Consider the following 19,258-nt stretch of genomic DNA (forward strand, 5'->3'; position numbering starts at 1 on the left):
TTACTTTTATCATATTACTTAGTCGTGCTCTTAAAAGTCAAGGGAAAAAATGATTATATAAAAGTTTCAAACTCTGAAGAAGTTCTTCATCTAGAATCTGCCCGATTTAAAAATCGAAAATAGCAGCCAGAGACTCATTAAGGATGCCAGTACAAATCCAACTTCAATCGTTGGCACGTTCAACAAAAAATAATGCTTCCGTCCAACAATGGAAGAACCGATGATGAGTCCCATCATAATGAGACTGAAAGACAAGAGAACGATGCCGAATGTGATCCTATTGCCAATGCGATCCAGCTTGCGCAGGAAATCATAGGCATCAGTGACACTAATATTCACATGCAGTTTCCCTTTTTTTATCTGTGAAAAGAACTCTCGGGACTGTCTTGGAAAATCAATCAGCAAGGACCCATAATCCGTGACGTCTCTAAGTAAACTTGATGTCAGATTTTTCGGGCGAAGTCGTTCCAACAGCAGTTGGAGACCGAATGGTTCCGCTATCTTTACAATACTGATCGTAGGATCTAGCTTCGTAACAACCCCTTCAATCGTTAACAGCGTTTTCCCTAATAAGATAAAATCCGCCGGAACACGAATATGGTACTTGTACGCCACCTCGAACAGATCATTGACGATCCCCCCCAGGCTTACACGACTAAGAGGGACTCCAAAATATCGTTCTCTAAGCTCCTCAATATCAAACCGAAGTTCCTCCATATCGAGTTCCTCGTCAATAAGTCCAATCCGATAGATCGCCTTAATCACCCCATCGGTGTTCTGGCGCATGAGAGCAATAATCAGGGAGGAAAAATGAAATTTTGACTCCGAAGTGAGCCTGCCCACCATGCCAAAGTCAAGTAAAGCGATTACTTCGCCCGGCTGTATGACGATGTTCCCAGGATGAGGATCGGCATGAAACAAACCTTCAACGAATATCTGATGAAACAATGTTTGAATGAGCCGATTGGCAATTCGCGCTCGGTTATACCCATATGCGTCGAGTTGATCCTCTTGGTACAGCCGAACACCTTCAATATACTGCATCGTCATAACTTTTTTCGAGCAGTAGTCGCTATAAATCAGCGGCACATTGATATGAGCGACATCTTTGAATTGATCAGCTATTTTCTCTGCATTCCTAGCCTCTTTGGTATAGTCCAGCTCATTTAAGAGCGATTTGCCGAATTCCGCAATGAGGACCTCCATTTGAATCCGGCGAGCCCATGCGAAGCGTCGCTCAGCCATCGCTGCCAAATCCGCTAGAATTTCGAGATCAATCCGAATGGATTCTCCGGCTTGAGGCCGTTGGATTTTGATAGCCACACGTTCACCGGTGTGGAGCACGCCAAGGTGCACTTGCCCAATTGAAGCCGCTGCCAGTGACTGCTCTTCGAATCGGTCATAAATCGTCTCGATGCTTTGTCCTAGTTCAGCCTGAATGATTTCCTGCACCTGTTTGTAAGGGATGGGCTTCACATCATCCTGAAGTTTCTGCAACTCCTTAACAATGTCTTCCGGAAGGAGATCCATGCGAGTGCTGGCGATCTGCCCCAGTTTGATAAAGGTGGGTCCGAGCTCTTCAACGACATCCCTGATTCGTAGTCCCAGCGATTTACGGTCTGCATCGTCATGCACTTGAAATCTTCTAATTGGAATACGAAGACGCTGCAGCAGATCTGACTCTTCTACCAAGAATCCGAAACCATGGCGAACCAAAGCTATAACAATATCCCGGTATCGTTGTAACTGCCGTATCCTTTTCCTCATAATGGGCTAAGCCTGTAGCTTGTGTTCCAATTGGTCGATGCGTTGTTCTAGCCGCTTAATATCTTCCTCGGTCGCCAGGTGCAAATCAACCAGCAGCTTCTGAAGCTGTACGCGTACGATTTCTTTAAGAGCGTCCTGCTGCTCCTCACCTTTCTTGATTAACTTTGCCACCAGCGCCTTCGACTCTTCAGGGGCAACTTCTCCTTTTACTACAAGCTCTTTAACGTAGGTTTCCAGCTTTTCTTTGGTCACAATCGTGAGTCCCAGACCAAGCGACACTGCATTCTTGATTAAATCATTCATCCCAAGCACTCCTCTACAAACAATAATTAAGCATTATGATTTCCATTAGATGCCAATGATATGTATGCGGAGCAGAAATCAAAGATAAGCTCTTTTTTCAAACGTAAAAAATCGTTGTTTCATTTCATATAGCGATATTCCAGGAGATTTTTCAAATTCGAGATCCTCTGCAGCAGCTTCTCCCCGACGTTGGTTTCCCTCACCAGCTTCCGCTCCAGTTCTTTGTCCACCAGCCTTTTTACAGACAATACGTCCGCTCCGTTACATAACACATCTTCTTTAGATTTAAATTTCTGATGGGCAACGAGCTGCATGCCAAAGGAATTGTACAACAAGGTGTATCCGGCGATGCCCGTTGTGGATTGATAGGCTTTGGAAAAACCGCCGTCGATGACCACCATTTTTCCGTTTGCTTTAACGGGGCTCTCTCCTCGAATTTCTTTAACTGGCGTATGGCCGTTAATGATATGTCCATGATCCGGATTCAAATCGAACTCCAGCAGGATTTTCCGGCAGATCTCCTCATTTTCACGCAAATGATAATAAGGATTTTTTCTCTCTTTATAGCTTTCTTTATCTTGGATAAAGTATCGTTCAAAGGTGGTCATTTCTCTCTTTCCAAAGAGCGAGGAACATTCCCCTGTCCAGATGTACCATACCATATCCGTTGCCAGATCATCTGTCTCTTCCGGATGCGCAAAGGCGTAACGTAAATAATATTCAAAAACATCGAGCAGCTTACGGCCCGAATACGTCTTGTCTTCAATCTGCATTTCTTCCATGTTTCCTTCTTCATCCAAAGGAATACAGCCGTGAAATAACAAATTCCCATTATATTTCAGATAAAGGCTGCCCTGTTTCATAAAAAAATTCATATGCCGGGCCAGCTTTTCGGAATGCTGAACGGAGAAGAGCAGCTTTTCCAACACCTGCTGTTCTTCCTCCAGCAATTTTTCAGGCTGCTGTGGATTTACAGTTGCGAAACAGGTATTTTCCAGCGGGTACGTTTTACCGCCGATTTTGATTTCATTTTTGTCGTAATCGATTTGTTCGAGCAAAAGTCTTTCAGACATATTAAAGTAGGGACGTCGCTTGATAATAGGGATTTCAAGTTTAAACTGGATCATGGCAATGGCTTGATGAATTTTGGTAATCTGCAGAATCTCCTGCTCCGAACCGTTATGGTCAGTCTGCAGCTTCGGTCGAAAGGCCGGATTGTCATCATAGTATTTCTCCGCCAAGTTCAGCAGTGGGCGAAGATTGATGCCATAGACATCTTCGATGATATCCAGATTGTCGTATCGGGCACAGATCCGGATAATGTTCGCAAGGCAAACCAGGGAGCCCGCATAGGCGCCAATCCATAGGACATCATGGTTCCCCCATTGAATATCGACAGAATGGTAGTTGATCAGCGTGTCCATAATTTTATCGGGGTCCGGCCCGCGGTCATAAATATCTCCGACCACATGAAGATGGTCAACCACCAAGCGCTGGGTCGTATAAGCAAGGCCGATAATGAGCTTGTCCGCCTGGCCCAAAGATATAATCTGCCGGTATATTTCCTCATAATAAGGGTCCTTATTGTTGGTTGAATCCGTCTTGTATAAAAGCTCTTCTACAATATATACAAACTGCTCCGGAAGAGCTCTACGCAATTTTGACCGCGTATACTTGGAAGAGGAATTAGAAATGAGCATCAGCATTTGTTCAATCGTTTGTCTGTACCAACGGTTCAGGGCTTGATGATTGCACAGATCACCTTTAACCAACTGTATTTTTTCTTCCGGATAATAAACTAGCACCGTAAACTCATTGATTTCTTGCTCCGTCCAAACCTCACGGAATAAGGCTTTTATTTTCTCTTTTACAGTACCCGAACCATTTCTTAATACATGCTGAAAAGCCTGGAACTCCCCATGCAAATCACTGACAAAGTGCTCAGTTCCCTTGGGAAGATTGGAGATCGCTTCTAGGTTGATGATTTCTGTTACAACTTTTTCTTCCGTATCATATTCCAGGGCCAATAAATCTAGAAACTGCGCATCCAAAACAGATGTCCCCCTTCAAGGAAATATGGTGATGTATTATGTTTACTGTAAACAGTAGTGGGAAAACATTTGGTATTAGATTTCCCTGAAATGAGTGGAACAATAAGCTTCTATCTGAATAAATCCAAACTTACAACATAATGGAATTTCTCCGCCCTATAATTAAATGGCAGAAAAATACCCCACAGCAGAGGGCTATGGAGCTAAAAATCTAGAAGAAGCAAACAATAGATACAGACTCTCCATTTTCTTTCGTTTAGAGAAAATTAACTGGTACTACCTCATACCCCATTTCTCTTGCGGCCCAAAGACGATGATTGCCCTGACTCAACCGAAGCTTTCCATCACCAATGTTGTAGACCTCTATGGGATATACGAGTTCACCGCGTTCCATCTCGGCTTTTGCAGCATCATATCTAGGTATATCTAACATTTCTCAGTGATTTGTTATTGCTCTATATAAATCCATAATATTCATTAATCGACCTGTTAAATTACTTGCCAAATAATTGTACGACTTATGTCTAGCTATTCACTCTATAAAATTTATAATCCGAGCTTTCAATCAGATAAATAAACTTTCAGACCAACATGAATTTGCCCTGGGTTAATAACTGATGCATATAAGCCGAAGCATAAATTCATTTGCTCATTTACTTTCTTTAGCAGAGTAACATCCCTCTCTAGGGTATCAGGATCAAGCGTAATGATTGAGCACCGCTCACAATTTGATTCTACTTTTAATTTTACATCGCCAATTGATAATTGTTTTCCTATCCAAGCAGTTTCATCCATCGTGTTTTCATCTAATGACAAGATAATGTTAGCTCTAAACCGACGTTTATCTAATGGCTTTCCCCATATCGATTCAAGTTTACGCAACGAAGCATCTGTAACGATAAGAATGTTAGCAGTATCAACAGACATAAGTTTGGGGTCTTGAGGATTTGGTGCTCTATAGTCCCCCTTAGATATTTCTCTATTGGTGTAGCTTTGAACTTCTTTTAAAAGATCTTCATTCCAGCTAAAAATTTCTCCGTTTGGAGATGTCACACTTATTTCGTTATCAATTAATCTAGCCGAATAACCGAGCATTTTAGGGATATCCCTAGCCGTAATAAAACGATTCCACCCCTCTTTTGATTCATCCAAAAAAGCGCAAAAACGATCACCAAACAACCCATATGTATCTACGCTACAAGCGTCCAAGCTTTCTCCCGCAAATGATTTTACAGGATATCGTGTTATTTCACTGATTTCACCAACAAGCAAAAGTTTTCGCCTCCATAACTTAATAATAGCTATTTTATAGTATATTCCCTTATTCAAACGTTTTTGAAGCATACAGAGGATTAGCAACTCTAACTAAATCTCCATACTCCACTTTTAACTCTTCAAATGCTTTCAATACATCGTTAGGAATATCAACGTGTGCAATATAGTTTTTTCCATTAGGGCCATATCCATTATTATCATCTAACAATCTCGGAATTTCTCCCATCAATAATGAAATATATCTTTCTATATCCCACATACCCCAAATATCTGACGGTTCAATTACCAAATTTTCATTTTTGATCACAACCCTAACCTTATACGAAGCAAAATTTATTACTTCAACTTCTGAATCTTGGAGATACTTACGAAAACCAGCATCCATTCTACACTGCATCGTTGCGTCTTGAACAATAATAATATTGTTTAGGGAAAGATTATTTTGTTTGATAACATCTAATGCGTAAGTAACGTTATTTCCACAATTCGTTGAATTACGTTCAATCAGTATGTTGTCAATATCATACTTTCGTTTCATATACTCGCTCATAATATCTGCTTCCATTTTTCCCGCAGTTACTATTTCGGGTAAAACACTATGAATAGCTCTACGTAAACTTTCTGTGGTGTGTCCTTCTCCACCAACAATCATAAAATTTTTGGCAATATTATTAGATACGGCTTTACCTACTACGTCACAACCATGTGCTATACTAGCACCGAATAATATGAGTAGATCCGCTTGTGAAAATTTATATTTTTCTTCTAGAGCATCACTGGTTAAAGTGTCTATATCTCTTATTCCAAGAAAATCACTTATTAAATTTATGTTATCTGCAATTTTATATAGATCCATTTATTGACCTCCATAAGTAAACGACAATCTTTTTATAGATTAGTAATCTTAACTTTTTTTATCAAGTATCTTTTTCAGAGTTGAGTTAATGTTCAATAAGGCCATGAATATGAATCCGAGCATAATAAAAGTTACGATTTCCCCTGTGAAAATAGATACTACGGCTAACAATACAGCATAAAATCCATTTAAATATCCGTTATTCAAAAATCTCAATTTCACACTCTCCTCAAAAGATAGATAAACACTTTGTTTGTTTTGAACCAACGTTCTTCATAGTCGAACAAACCGTTATTCAATCCACTGTCTCGGTCCCACAGTATGGAAAAAATGCTGTCTTTCATGATTTAATGCATCCTCAATACGCTTACAAGTGAAATCACTAATCGGTTTAGGAAGTTCATCTCTTGAGAAGAATCTGCATTCTAAAATTTCAGGCGAGCTTGGTTGAGGTATTTGGTTAGCATCGTTATTCGCAAGAAACACAAAATGATGCATGTCATAGTTCGGGTCGTAGTATATACCAGTTAATTGACCAATCCCGACTTCTAGCCCTACTTCTTCGTGAACTTCTCTTTTGGCAGTTTCCTGCGCTGATTCATCCTCCTCAGCTTTTCCTCCAGGCAGATCCCAATTATTTTTGCCATAGCTATGTTTTACCAATAATACTTTATCCTCAGAATCTAAAATGATTGCTGCCGCGCCAATTAACTTAGGCAAAGTAATGCCCCCTTATGAATAATGACTACTCAATTATAGACGGAAATAAATGGAATAAGTTCTATATTGGCCACGCTAATCTCCCTTTTCGTCAACGAAACAAAAGAGCAGTCACCATGTGGCGATCTGCTCCCTCGTTTATTAAACTAATGTTCCTCATTGATCTAACATTGAATTGTTTTCATCAACCAGACTACCGCTAAAGCCTGTCCGCCAAGTCGGGTATAGCGGTTTCCAACCGTATTCCTGCCGAGCCTTCCTGTTCGATGCCCCTCGCTCCCAAGCGTTGCTATTTGAAGTAGTTTCAGGGGTAGGTGCTCCTAAAGCTTGTGCAAAAACCGGAAGCCAGTCAGTTCCTCTTGCTGGTTCGTCGTCCACAATATTCACTGGTCCTGAAGGCCATTGTAAGGCCAAAAGTGCTGCCTCAGCGGCATCCTCAACATGAAGAAAAGAAGTGACCCCTTCAGTAGCAGTAACCTGTCTTTGATGTATTAGTTTTGCCATAAATCCATCACGCTCATACCAAGTGCCCGGACCATAGAACATTCCATAGCGTAAGATTACATGTTGTGGTATTTTTGACACTTCATTTTCCAAAGCTAATATGCCATCAATCGTTGATTTCCGAGGTTCCTCGGCTACTACATGTAAGGGTTCATCTTCGCTTGCCGGTCTCTCTCCCGGTTCATATGCCCAAGAGATGCTTTGTGCGATGATGCGTTTGATGCCAACTGAAATAGCGGCATCTACCAAATTTTGTGTGCCTTCTTTACGTATCCTTGTATTATCTGAAAAATTACGATTACTCAAAGAAGTCAATTGATGAATGACAACCTCAGGTTGAGATTCATCTAATGCGGACCGTATTGACTCACGATCAAAGACATCAGCAATTAATGCTTTTGCTCCCGTATTCTCGATGATAGCTTTCTTACTCTCACTTTGCGTGATTCCGATTACTTCATGACCTGCATGAATCAATTTTGGAAGCAAAATACGCCCGACAGCTCCAGTAGCTCCAGCCACAAAAATTTTCATGAATTTTCACTCCCACTAAATGTGCTTTGTCTCCTACCAGTATTCGCGAAAATATTGAACAAACCTGCTCATTCGGTCAACAAAAAAAGCAGCCGGCTGCCAGTTCAAATGAAATAGAGCCCAGTGTGAGCGAATTTTGGCGGTGGAGACCACCTAACACAGCTAAAAATTCAGCGCTACTGAGACATCTGGCGGAGGGGGCATCCTCATAGGTGAGGTAAACTGGCTGGCCACTTGGAGGAACTACAGGGCGTTATTCTAACAAATTAAGCCCGTTTCCGCGTCAAGCGGAACTACAGGGCCTTATTTGACCAAAAGGATTCTCTCCGGCTGAAAGGTACAACGTTCAGGTCAAAGTTCATGTTCAATTCTCCTTTGAGGAAAGCAGTATGCGCTTTCATTGTACCGAATGGAGAACTGACGGGAAAACCGACAGTTGTTTGTGATGGATAGGTAATTTGTTGCCTGCTGAGACTTGCAAGAGTTCCAGGTGGCATTTTGTTCGGTATGATTAGTCCTATTGTTCGAAATAACTATGCCATTTCTTCAAATTGGCTGTTATAGAGTTCAGCGTAGAATCCACCTTGAGTTAATAACTCCTCATGATTGCCGCTTTCGATGATGTCGCCGCCTTTCATGACCAGAATCAGATCGGAGTTTTTAATGGTCGAAAGCCTATGAGCGATCACAAAAGAAGTTCTACCTTCCGTTAGTTTTTCCATTGCCGTTTGCACGATGCGTTCGGTTCGGGTATCTACCGAGCTGGTTGCTTCGTCCAGAATGAGTAGCGGAGCATTTTGAATCATAGCGCGCGCAATCGTAATAAGCTGCTTTTGTCCTTCAGACAGACTTGCTTTGTCATTCAAAACGGTATTGTATGTATCTGGTAAAGCTTTTATGAAATGGTGTAAGCCTACGGTCTTACAAGCATTGACGACTTGCTCATCCGTAACGCCTTGCTTGCTGTAAACGATATTTTCTTTGATGGTGCCTTCAAACAGCCATGAATCCTGCAAGACAATACCAAATTGCTGATGGACGTTTTCCCTCGTCACCTGATTAGTCGGCGTGCCATCCAGCAGGATTTCACCGCCGTCCAACTCATAAAACCTCATGAGCAGATTGATGATCGTGGTCTTCCCTGCGCCAGTCGGGCCGACAATGGCTACCTTTTGCCCTGCCTTTATCTGAATCGAAAAATCATGGATAATTATTTTTTCAGGCTCATACCCAAATTTAACGTTCTTAAACTCAACATTGCCTTTCACGTTTTGCAAGGTTTTTACTTTTTGGCTCTCGTCAGTAAGCTCTTGCTCGTCCAAAAATTCAAAGACACGCTCTCCAGCCGCTGCTGTCCGTTGCAGGTTGTTCATTGCCTGTGCCATCTGTGAAAGCGGTTGTGTAAAGAGGCGGATATACAACATGAATGCGACAATGACACCAAAAGAAATGCTTCCGTTCATCGCTAAAACTGCGCCTACTACGCAAACGGCTACATACCCGATATTTCCGATAAAGCCCATCAACGGCATCATCAAGCCCGATAAAAACTGCGACTTCCATGCGCTTTGGTACAGATCTCCATTAAATTTTTCAAAGGTTTTTTTTGCCTCTTTACCGCCGTTATAGACCTTCACAACATGGTGTCCGGAGTAAATTTCCTCAATGTGTCCGTTGATGTTTCCGAGCCCCGCTTGCTGAGCGATAAAAAATTTTTGTGATATTTTTGCGATGATCATCATCAAAGCAAAACCTATTAGACTGGAGCCTACAGCGGTCAAGGCCAAAATCCAACTGTTATATAACATCATAATGAGCGAGCCAACAAACATCGCAATTGCGGTAACCAACTGCCCGATGCTTTGGTTCATGGTTTGCCCAATGGCATCCACATCGTTTGTGACGCGGCTGAGGATATCGCCATTGCTCGTCCTATCGAAATATTTGAGGGGCAAGCGGTTGATTTTTTGAGAAATGTCCGTCCGCATTGATTTTGATATTCTCTGTGTTACGGTCGCCATGATATAACTCTGCGCAAAACTCAGGATCGTTGAGCCTGCATAGAAAAACACAAGAAGCCAGGCAATGTTTACAACCGCGGGTATATCAATACTGCCATGCACCGTCTCGCCTTTGATCATGACCGGAAGCCCTTTGGCAATCTCGTTCGTCATGTCCTTGATTTTGTTGGGTCCAATAATCTGTAACACAGTACCGGCGGCAGCCATTACAAGTGCAATCAGGATAGCTGGGAGATAAGACTTGCAATATCGAATCAATTTTATCCAAGTCGCTTTGAAATTTTTCGATTTCTCAACCGGGGCCCCCATCCTGCCTTGGCCACCCATACCGCCGGGTCCCCCCATTCCTGCAGGTCTTTTGTGTGTGTTTTCACTCATGATACAAGCTCCTCCTCACTAAGTTGTGACTTAGCAATTTCCTTGTAAACCTCGCAAGTCGCGAGAAGCTCTTTGTGCGTCCCTTTCCCGACCACTTTACCATCGTCTAGTACAATAATCTGGTCAGCGTCCATAATGGTACCAATACGCTGCGCGACAATCATGCTTGTAACTCCTGCCGTTTCTTTCTTGAGTGCGCTACGCAGCACACGGTCCGTTTTGTAATCCAGTGCAGAGAAACTATCGTCAAAGATATAGATTTCCGGATTCCGGCTGACAGCGCGGGCAATAGACAATCGTTGTTTTTGTCCACCTGACAAGTTTGTACCGCCTTGAGATATGGCCGCGTCATATTGCCCCTCCATGGCTTCAATAAAATCCGTACCCTGAGCAATGGAAATGGCATTTTTTATTTGCTCTGCTGTAGTGGTATCTTTTCCGTTTTCACCGTAACCCACATTTGAACTGACCGTGCCTCTGAACAGTACCGCCTTTTGTGGAACATAACCGATTTTATTGTATAACGCTTCTTCGACATACTCCTTTACATTCACACCGTCAACTAGCACTTCGCCCTCCGTGGCGTCAAAAAAGCGTGGAACCAAATTGACAAGCGTCGATTTGCCGCTGCCAGTTGAACCGATAAAGGCGACGGTCTCACCTTGCTTTACGGAGAAACTGACATTATGTAAAACATAATCCGCCGCTCCGGGATATTTAAAACTAACATTTCTGAACTCGACCTCACCGATCACCCCTGGCTTTCCTTCGGTTTGTGAACCTTCGGCAATGATCGGCCGTGTATCCAGCACTTCATTGATACGCTTGGCTGACACGGCTGCTCTCGGCAGCAGGACAAACATCATGGCCAGCATCATAAATGACATTACAACCTGCATGGCGTAGGATGAAAATACAACCATATTGGAAAATATGGTCAGTTTATCCGCCACTTGTGCGGAATCGATCAGATACGCGCCAATCCAATAAATCGAAAGAGATAAGCCACTCATAATCATGCTCATCACTGGCAGCATAAAAGCCAAACCACGAGTCGTAAAGAGTTGAGTCCCCGTCAATTCCTCGTTGGCTTTTTCAAACTTTGCTTCTTGGTAATCATCAGCATTATAGGCACGAACAACGCGAATTCCGGTGAGGTTTTCACGGGTAACCTTGTTCATATTATCTGTAAGGGTCTGCATTTTCCGGAATTTCGGTAATACAAAAATCATAATAAACGCGATCACAACAACCAGAATCAACACCGCGCATCCGGTTGCCAGTGACCATTCGTAACCCTTGCCCGCGATTTTTGTAACCGCCCATACCGCCATAATAGGTGCTTTGACTATTAATTGTAATCCCATAGTTACAAGCAATTGAATTTGCGTGATGTCGTTTGTAGAACGCGTGATTAAGCTGGAAGTTGAAAATCGATTGATTTCTTCCATTGAAAAAGAATCTACCTTGTTGAACAGCAAAGTACGTAACTGCCGTGAGAACGAAGCCGCGATAAGGGAGGCAAAAAATCCTACAATGACGGCAGACAGCAAACTACCAAGCGCGCAGAGCAGCATATACGCTCCATGAATCCAAATGTTGCTCATTTCGCTGCCAGGTGTCTGTACCAGCCGGGTAATTTCGGACATATAATCCGGCAACTTCAAGTCGAGATAAACCTGTGCGACAATAAACACGAGGCTGATCACGACTTGTATCCATTCATTTAGTCTTAGTTTGCTAAAGATTCTTAACATGAGTAAAGCAATCCCCCCGACGTATGTAATGGAAGTACTCAGCATTTGTCCTTGTTCCATTTGCGGTATGGTTCCGTTTTCTGGCAATAACCAATATTATGTTGCAGCTATCATAGAATTATTCCAATCAGCTATGTGCAAGCATGCTTCTCAAAAGTAGATATTTGGTGGTTTTGTCTGCAATCGGGGCATAAAAAAAACCGCCATTACGGCGGATATGATTCGGATTATCATGTACCAAGTCTAAGTTCAAAAAAATACTGTACAATTGGATGTTTTAACTTCATCTTCTCGGTCATGTTCATTATTCGTTTTTTTCCAACTCTTCGGTCAACTAAAGCTAAAATATTCAGTAAAATATCGTTGCTTTCTAGGCTTTCCTCTATAGAAATGGATAAAAACTTATTCGCTATAACGTTAAAATTTGATTTACTCAAAGTTGACTGTGCTAACAATAGCTCTTTTGCAAATTCCGATATTTTTCTACTTCTTGCTATAACTTTTAAACGATCCTCCGGAACATTCCCTTTGGTTTCTTTTCTGACCGCTTCGATTTCATCATGGCTGATAGGAATCTGGATATCTGAATCATTCCTAATCTCCAATTCCGTCTGATACCATTTGACTAGCGTATCACTCATGTTGAGCACGTTTTTTTTATCAACTGCGATATAACAAAGCCCTGCTTTATCCGGTAAATAACGGTAGCTGGTTGAAAGGTATTCGACCCTTCCATGCAGCGCAGGACTGAGAAAACTCTCCAGTTGTTGTTTCAATTTACTCCAGGCCATTTCATCCTCCTAATATTACAAAACACCAGTTAAGGCACTCGTTCTATTACCCATCTTACAATAATCAACACGTCAATTAAAAATCTGGCTGTGAAAAAAATTCAATTTCTGCGCAACACTTTTACCTTTTATCGAGTCTATATTTACAACATTAGGAAATTGAGGTGATAACCGTATATGAATTTCAAAGCAATTAACAGGAACGTCATTGTTCTCGTCTTTGCCATGATGCTGGGGAATTTTTTGGGCATTTTGCAGGCAAGTGCTGCGCCGCCGCCGCACAGTGAAATTGTCCCACCCCAAATCCCACCCGTCATCACCCTATTCGAGCAGACACCGCTCTATTCTACAACAGACGATTCTCACAAACCATTTGCAGCACTTACACCTCAAGATGTGACTACAGTTGATGCTGAACAAGCATGGTACTACAAACAGCACGGAGAGAAGGTATGGATTAAAATTAAGACCACATGGGCAGGTGATCTCTGGATGCATCTGGACTATGACAAAATTGGCATCGTCAAACCGATCGATACGAACATTGCATTACTCTGGGACTCCTCTCTTTATACGCAACCATCTACATCGACGATGACAGATATCGTGCTCGCTCCGCAAACGGTTCATGCGAATGCCGTATTCGAATCACCAGTATCGTATTTATCCAACTCCTATCGAATTGAGACCTCGTGGCTAGGAGATATGTGGATTGTCTCACAGCCTCGTATGCTGCTGGATATGGAGATTTTGAATCAGGAGATGGATCTGCCGACAGAAACCTTGTACATGGAGGACTACGATACATCGAGTCGTTTGCAACGTCCCTCGGATGCCAAGTTCATTCCTCCGCAAAAAGTGTTTGCCTTGGAAAAAACACAAAATGGGATTTACCATGTCCGGTCTCAAGACGGCAACACTTTTTGGGTTCAGCCAGATTTTGCACAACCTGTAGGGGTTGAACCAATCGATGAACGGCTAAACCTTTTGAAGGACGTAAGGCTCTATATGTTTCCTACAATGCCTTTCCCAACCTTTGGCGTGTTATCAGCTCAGACCGTAAATGCATTCGAGCGATGGACCGATCCGCAAAACGAGCAATGGTATCATATTCATACTTGGGCCGGAGATATGTGGGTGCAGCCGGATAAGCCGTTATAATATAGGATAGAAATCCTCGGTTGCTTTCTTGACCGAGGATTTTTATATCTCCATAAGTGACAAGAGTATTTCTCCACGTATTAAATACTTGGTTAGATGTTCTTTTAAAATTCGACTGAAGTTCTTTTTCGAAAACAAAATCTTCAGGGTTACATCCATATTGTCATACAGCCATTTGAAGTAACTTAATGTTATCCATTACTGAAGCACCTTCGTCAAGTTTTCAGACTTAGTTCCTTAAATTACATTATCTTAGGATTAACAAAAAAGCCACGATACTCGCGGCAGTTAATGCGATAATGTCCCTTCCATAGAAAAATCTCAAATAAATCGTAAAGCAGCTAAACGCTCTTCCAAAATCACACGCAGTTCATCAGGAATCCGCACATACTCGACCCCTTTTCCCAAAAACAAAAGCCAATCCGCATAATACGCAAGCGACTCGCTATCAGCCACATCCAACTGAACATTAAAAGTCCCGCTCGACTGAAACATCCCCGTTAAGGACAAAATGATCCCAGGCGGGTGCATCCGCTTATAGCGCTGAATCCCAATGTTATCAAGCTTCACAACAAGATTGGCTTCACGTGCACGAAGCCGTTTCTTTTCCAAAATCTCTTGTTCAGTCCACTTCATCTCCTGCTTCGAAATGGCCGAGTCCCGCAGCATCTCAACAGGCAAATAACGAAACTCATCCGTATCAAAATCATAAACTTCAACCAACCACGTAGCGTTCGAGTTAAAGATATGAAGCAAAAAAACGTCCAGCAACTGTGGCCAGCCCAGATTCAGTTCATAAGTCACACGTAAATGTTTATCTTGCACTGCAAGCGAAATCAATTGGTTTAGTTCCGGAGGCGCCGCATCATCAAGCTCCAAAAGATTCGGATTGGCGGGATTCGTATTTTCGAAAAGTAAGATATTATTGAGCTCGATCAGCTCATCTTGCTGAGTTTGCGACGCGATGCCGATCAGTTTTTCAGTGATTGAGCGACGATTGTGGAGATAAGGCAGCTGCGAATTCTTTGAGGCGATAAAGCTGATAAAAATCGCTTTCAGCTCTTCCGGCGTGAAGCGGGCGGCGGGCAGATACTGATTTTGCAGCACAAAGTATCCGCCACCACGACCAAGCTCGGACGTCAACGGAAACCCCATCGCCTGTATCTCATTGATATCACGGATCGCCGTCGCGCGGGAAATTTTGAACTCTTGCTGAATCTCAGCAATTGTAAAGTGTGCGCGGTTATTGATGTAACGCATGATCAGGTTCACTCGTTCTGTTTTCTTCATGATTGTATTATATCAAAAATATAGCATTAAATGTCAGCACTAACGTAAGAACAAATTCGGATCCAATTAAAAGTATCATTTTTTGATACATTTGGCCAATAGAATCAGTCTTGTAAACAATAACCCCCACAAAGGAGAGAATAAAAATGTCTAACTACTCGATTAAAACGATCTCAGAAAACTACAAAATGACTGCTTTCGGTGTTACATTTGATGACTACAACGACTGGGCAGGAAATGCTGCAAAAACTGCAGCGAAAAAAGCTGAAATCACGGAAAACGGCAAGCTTGCTGAACTTCTCGCACTCGCTGACGGGCAAGAATATCAAATCAATTACAACCTCGACCGCAAGCCTTGGCGCGGATTCGGTGTCATGGGTGAGTTCAACGTGGAAGGTGCAGTTGTCCTCGATTTCCTCGCTGGCGAGTACCTTGTCGTGCCAGGAACAGGTGCTGACAAAGACCGCCTTGCTGACGAAATCACAGGCAAAGTTTTTGGGGGCTTGCTCCAGGAAATCACAGAATACAAATACGTTGGCCCTGGTAACTCAACATTCGTTAAAGCAAATGATTCAAGTGAATTCTACGGTGAAATGTGGCTTCGTGTAATGAAAGTCGAAAACTAATCCTTGCCAAATCTTTCAAAATCACTACAATGGAGCCTGACCTCCCAAAAATTATACTGGATAAAAGGAGCATTCACATGGCAGAATACACACTTGAACACAAGAAATCATTCACATTGACCGCTTATGGTTTTTCAATCCAGTCGAATTTTCAAGATATGCCGGCTATGCAAAAGGAAAAAACTGAGTTTTGGGACAAACTCAAAGCTGACGGGCGTTTTACTAAACTCAAAGACGCTGCAAAAGATGATCGTGAATGGTCTGTCAATGAGGTTTATCAAGGAAAACCGTGGAATTATTTCGCGGTGGAAGCTGGCAAATCAGTGACTGACGCAACGCGCATCATCGAGTTTCCAGAGAGCGAGTACATCGTGGTCGCAGGAAATGGCGAAAAGGAATCTCTATTTGATCAGCTGACTTACCGTGCGTTTGGCGAAGTCTTGTCCCAAATCACGGACTATGCTTACATCGGTGGTCCCAACGCGACTTATCGTAAAGATAACCATGACGGCACTTTTTACGGCGAATTTTGGGTACCTGTGGTTAAAAAATAATCAACGTGACAAAGGCAGCCGTCATTGGCTGCCTTTTGCGCTATATTCAACTAATCTGTAACGGCTCCTTTGGCAGCAGATGAAACTAATTTGGCGTATTTACTGAGAACACCTCGACTAAATTTCAATTGCGGCTGAACCCATTCGCTCTCGCGTTTCGCTAGCTCTTCTTCTAAAACTTCAAAGGAAATTTCTTGCGTTTTACTATCAATGGTAATCATGTCACCTTCTTGCAGAAGTGCAATGGGTCCGCCAACCTGCGCTTCTGGCGCTACATGACCAACTACAAAACCATGTGAGCCACCTGAAAATCTGCCATCCGTAATGAGCGCAACTTCCCCACCAAACCCTTTACCGACAATTAAAGCAGTAACCGAAAGCATCTCCGGCATACCGGGTCCGCCCTTCGGCCCACAATAACGAATAACTAACACATCTCCCTTATGGATCTGATTTTGCATAATAGCTTCAGTAGCCTCTGACTCGCTATCATATACGCGTGCAGGACCAGTAAAACGTGATTTTTTCATTCCTGACATTTTCGCAATTGCGCCTTCCGGCGCCAAATTCCCCTTAAGAACGACCAACGGTCCACTAGTCTTTAAGGGATTATGTAACGGTCGAATAATATTTTGATTTTCATGCAAAGGTGCTGACGCTGCCAGATTCTCGGCTAACGTTTTACCGGTAATTGTCATACAATCACCATGGAGAAGGCCTTGTTCAAGAAGAAGCTTCATCACGCCGGGTACACCCCCAACATCACTTAGGTCCTGCATGACGTACTTTCCACTAGGCTTAAGGTCTGCGATGTGCGGCACTTTTACGCGAATACGTTCGAAATCATCATAGGTCAACTCCACTTGTACGGAGTGCGCAATGGCAATGAGGTGCAAGAACGCATTCGTAGAGCCACCGAGTGCCATTACGAGCGTTATCGCATTCTCAAATGCTTTCTTTGTCATAATATCACGGGGATAAATCCCCTTCTTAAGTAGTTCGAGAACTTGCTCTCCGGCTTTTTCGCATTCCAACGCTTTATGAGATGATACCGCTGAGGTGGAAGATGATCCAGGAAGACTCATCCCTAATGCTTCTGCAGCAGATGCCATTGTGTTAGCTGTATACATACCTCCGCAAGCACCAGCCCCAGGACAAGCGTTGCATTCTACTTTGTGAAGCTCTTCATCCGTCATTTTTCCATCATGATATAATCCTACTGCTTCAAAAGCACTGACAATATCTACGTCTTTCCCATCTAACTTTCCAGGTTGAATGGTTCCCCCATACACATAAACCGCAGGCAAATTCAGTCGGCCAATGGCCATTAAACATGCTGGTGTATTTTTATCGCATCCGCCGATAGCAACAAGCGCATCGAAGCGCTCAGCGTTCGTAACAATCTCAATAGAGTCTGCTATCGCTTCACGGCTTGGTAAGGAGTATAACATTCCGTCATGCCCCATCGAAATCCCGTCCGAAACCGTGATGGTGTTAAAAATCAGAGGTGCGCCGCCATGATGCTGAACTCCCTTTTTCGCTGCAAGCGCTAATGAATCAATATGCATGTTACATGGGGTTACTTCACTCCACGTACTGGCTACCCCAATCATCGGCTTCTTGAAATCATCGTCTTTAAAACCTACAGCCCTAAGCATAGCGCGATTAGGAACGCGATTGACTCCCTCACTGATTACTTTGCTTCGAATTCTTAAATCTTTTGGATCAGACATCCTCATCAATCCTTTCAATATTCAATTAGGGCATATAGTTCATGCATAGGTCTTATTAAGTTTTGTTTCATATGTGCGGCAGCTGATTCAGCGTCTTTCTGCTCCAGAGCTAAAATGATAGACGCGTGTTCTTCCACTGAAGCAACTGTTCCCGTGATAGGCTGTTTAAGAAAAACATACTTAAATCTTCTAATATGGATTTGTAAGGATGCACTGAATGACGCGATATATCCATTATCCCCTACATCAACAATTAAATTATGAAACTGCTCATCAAGTTCCATAGCTTGGTAAGTCTGTCCACTGTGGATGGCTTGTGCGAATTGCTGATTTATTTCTTTTAAAACCTCAATCTGTTCAAGCGTAATTAGCTTCGCTGCATATTCGGCTGCCAAAGAATAGAGCGCAGCGAGTGTTGGGTAAAGCTTAAGAATATCATCTTTTTCTATATTCGTTACTCTTGTCTCTTTGCCAGGAAACATTGAGACAAGACCTTGCATTTCCAGAAGCTGAAAAGCCTCCCTGATTGGAGTTCTGCTAACGGCTAAAGATTCTGCAAGTTCAGCATCAATTAATTTCTCGCCAGGCACGAGTGTCCCCTCAATGATCCATCGCTGGATTTGAGTTAAAGCACGTTCTTTCGCTGATATTCGATTAGGTGAAGAAAAATTGTGGGGTATTGGCATAAGAATCTCCTTATAAATACTATATGTATATGCAATATATCGCATTTCGCGATGGGATGCAATGAGATTTTTATTTTCCAGAAGGAACGGGAGAAATCGATCTATTCGTCACTTTAACCCGTCTATTCAAGCATGGACAGATCCCAATTGCCAATAAACGCCTCCACTTCTTTTGGAAGCATTTTACTGAGCATTCGCATAGCTTTATCATGATTTTGGAATGGAAGTTGAACGGTAATCATCAAGCATAG

16 protein-coding genes are annotated in these 19,258 nt (G+C 42.6%); 3 read left to right on the plus strand and 13 right to left on the minus strand.

Annotated features, from left to right (window positions below; translation table 11 throughout):
- Positions 1 to 90: 90 nt before the first annotated feature.
- The 10 genes from PCH02S_RS22345 to PCH02S_RS22395 form a co-directional block, all read right to left on the minus strand.
- Entirely contained in the window at positions 91 to 1,767 is a 1,677-nt protein-coding gene (locus PCH02S_RS22345) for an ABC1 kinase family protein (protein ID WP_246069209.1), read from the minus strand.
- A 6-nt stretch (positions 1,768 to 1,773) separates the two neighbouring features.
- Entirely contained in the window at positions 1,774 to 2,070 is a 297-nt protein-coding gene (locus PCH02S_RS22350) for a phasin family protein (protein WP_127456206.1), read from the minus strand.
- Positions 2,071 to 2,189: 119 nt separating this feature from the next.
- Positions 2,190 to 4,121, minus strand: a complete 1,932-nt coding sequence (locus PCH02S_RS22355; protein WP_127456208.1) for a fructose-1,6-bisphosphatase — start codon at positions 4,119 to 4,121, stop codon at positions 2,190 to 2,192.
- Positions 4,122 to 4,682: 561 nt separating this feature from the next.
- Positions 4,683 to 5,393, minus strand: coding sequence for an MOSC domain-containing protein (locus tag PCH02S_RS22365; protein ID WP_246069210.1), 711 nt, complete (start codon positions 5,391 to 5,393; stop codon positions 4,683 to 4,685).
- 49 nt (positions 5,394 to 5,442) lie between these two features.
- On the minus strand, positions 5,443 to 6,252 hold the full coding sequence (locus PCH02S_RS22370) for an ElyC/SanA/YdcF family protein (protein WP_127456214.1): 810 nt from the start codon (positions 6,250 to 6,252) through the stop codon (positions 5,443 to 5,445).
- 291 nt (positions 6,253 to 6,543) lie between these two features.
- A complete protein-coding gene (locus tag PCH02S_RS22375; protein ID WP_164819692.1) occupies positions 6,544 to 6,972 on the minus strand; it encodes an NUDIX hydrolase in 429 nt (142 codons plus the stop codon).
- 156 nt (positions 6,973 to 7,128) lie between these two features.
- Positions 7,129 to 8,010, minus strand: a complete 882-nt coding sequence (locus PCH02S_RS22380; protein WP_127456218.1) for an NAD-dependent epimerase/dehydratase family protein — start codon at positions 8,008 to 8,010, stop codon at positions 7,129 to 7,131.
- A 533-nt stretch (positions 8,011 to 8,543) separates the two neighbouring features.
- Entirely contained in the window at positions 8,544 to 10,409 is a 1,866-nt protein-coding gene (locus PCH02S_RS22385; RefSeq protein ID WP_174806812.1) for an ABC transporter ATP-binding protein, read from the minus strand.
- Positions 10,406 to 12,166 carry an ABC transporter ATP-binding protein gene (locus PCH02S_RS22390; protein WP_127456220.1) on the minus strand — a complete coding sequence of 587 codons (1,761 nt, stop codon included), beginning with the start codon at positions 12,164 to 12,166 and terminating at the stop codon, positions 10,406 to 10,408. Before PCH02S_RS22390 ends, PCH02S_RS22385 begins: the two co-directional genes overlap by 4 nt.
- A gap of 230 nt (positions 12,167 to 12,396) precedes the next feature.
- On the minus strand, positions 12,397 to 12,957 hold the full coding sequence (locus PCH02S_RS22395) for an SF0329 family protein (RefSeq protein WP_127456222.1): 561 nt from the start codon (positions 12,955 to 12,957) through the stop codon (positions 12,397 to 12,399).
- A 177-nt stretch (positions 12,958 to 13,134) separates the two neighbouring features.
- On the opposite strand from PCH02S_RS22395, the gene PCH02S_RS22400 reads away from it, so the two are divergent.
- On the plus strand, positions 13,135 to 14,118 hold the full coding sequence (locus tag PCH02S_RS22400; RefSeq protein ID WP_127456223.1) for a hypothetical protein: 984 nt from the start codon (positions 13,135 to 13,137) through the stop codon (positions 14,116 to 14,118).
- 321 nt (positions 14,119 to 14,439) lie between these two features.
- Here the strand turns inward: PCH02S_RS22400 and PCH02S_RS22405 are convergent, their stop codons facing one another.
- A complete protein-coding gene (locus tag PCH02S_RS22405; RefSeq protein WP_246069211.1) occupies positions 14,440 to 15,408 on the minus strand; it encodes a helix-turn-helix transcriptional regulator in 969 nt (322 codons plus the stop codon).
- A 146-nt stretch (positions 15,409 to 15,554) separates the two neighbouring features.
- Between PCH02S_RS22405 and PCH02S_RS22410 the strand changes: the two genes are divergently transcribed.
- Entirely contained in the window at positions 15,555 to 16,034 is a 480-nt protein-coding gene (locus tag PCH02S_RS22410) for a hypothetical protein (protein ID WP_127456225.1), read from the plus strand.
- A gap of 77 nt (positions 16,035 to 16,111) precedes the next feature.
- Positions 16,112 to 16,588 carry a GyrI-like domain-containing protein gene (locus PCH02S_RS22415; RefSeq protein ID WP_127456226.1) on the plus strand — a complete coding sequence of 159 codons (477 nt, stop codon included), beginning with the start codon at positions 16,112 to 16,114 and terminating at the stop codon, positions 16,586 to 16,588.
- Between the two features lie 50 nt (positions 16,589 to 16,638).
- Here the strand turns inward: PCH02S_RS22415 and ilvD are convergent, their stop codons facing one another.
- Positions 16,639 to 18,321, minus strand: a complete 1,683-nt coding sequence (ilvD, locus tag PCH02S_RS22420) for a dihydroxy-acid dehydratase (RefSeq protein ID WP_127456228.1) — start codon at positions 18,319 to 18,321, stop codon at positions 16,639 to 16,641.
- A gap of 14 nt (positions 18,322 to 18,335) precedes the next feature.
- A complete protein-coding gene (locus PCH02S_RS22425) occupies positions 18,336 to 19,007 on the minus strand; it encodes a GntR family transcriptional regulator (protein ID WP_127456230.1) in 672 nt (223 codons plus the stop codon).
- Between the last annotated feature and the right edge of the window lie 251 nt (positions 19,008 to 19,258).

The organism is Paenibacillus chondroitinus NBRC 15376 (genome assembly GCF_004000765.1).
GTDB lineage: Bacteria > Bacillota > Bacilli > Paenibacillales > NBRC-103111 > Paenibacillus_E > Paenibacillus_E chondroitinus.

Excerpts from the sequence above, each read along its gene's own strand:
- PCH02S_RS22345 (WP_246069209.1), bottom strand. The coding sequence starts at position 1,767 with ATGAGGAAAAGGATACGGCAGTTACAACGATACCGGGATATTGTTATA.
- PCH02S_RS22350 (WP_127456206.1), bottom strand. The coding sequence starts at position 2,070 with ATGAATGATTTAATCAAGAATGCAGTGTCGCTTGGTCTGGGACTCACG.
- PCH02S_RS22370 (WP_127456214.1), bottom strand. The coding sequence starts at position 6,252 with ATGGATCTATATAAAATTGCAGATAACATAAATTTAATAAGTGATTTT.
- PCH02S_RS22380 (WP_127456218.1), bottom strand. The coding sequence starts at position 8,010 with ATGAAAATTTTTGTGGCTGGAGCTACTGGAGCTGTCGGGCGTATTTTG.
- PCH02S_RS22385 (WP_174806812.1), bottom strand. The coding sequence starts at position 10,409 with ATGAGTGAAAACACACACAAAAGACCTGCAGGAATGGGGGGACCCGGC.
- PCH02S_RS22390 (WP_127456220.1), bottom strand. The coding sequence starts at position 12,166 with ATGTTAAGAATCTTTAGCAAACTAAGACTAAATGAATGGATACAAGTC.
- PCH02S_RS22395 (WP_127456222.1), bottom strand. The coding sequence starts at position 12,957 with ATGGCCTGGAGTAAATTGAAACAACAACTGGAGAGTTTTCTCAGTCCT.
- PCH02S_RS22400 (WP_127456223.1), top strand. The coding sequence starts at position 13,135 with ATGAATTTCAAAGCAATTAACAGGAACGTCATTGTTCTCGTCTTTGCC.
- PCH02S_RS22405 (WP_246069211.1), bottom strand. The coding sequence starts at position 15,408 with ATGAAGAAAACAGAACGAGTGAACCTGATCATGCGTTACATCAATAAC.
- PCH02S_RS22410 (WP_127456225.1), top strand. The coding sequence starts at position 15,555 with ATGTCTAACTACTCGATTAAAACGATCTCAGAAAACTACAAAATGACT.
- PCH02S_RS22415 (WP_127456226.1), top strand. The coding sequence starts at position 16,112 with ATGGCAGAATACACACTTGAACACAAGAAATCATTCACATTGACCGCT.
- ilvD (WP_127456228.1), bottom strand. The coding sequence starts at position 18,321 with ATGTCTGATCCAAAAGATTTAAGAATTCGAAGCAAAGTAATCAGTGAG.
- PCH02S_RS22425 (WP_127456230.1), bottom strand. The coding sequence starts at position 19,007 with ATGCCAATACCCCACAATTTTTCTTCACCTAATCGAATATCAGCGAAA.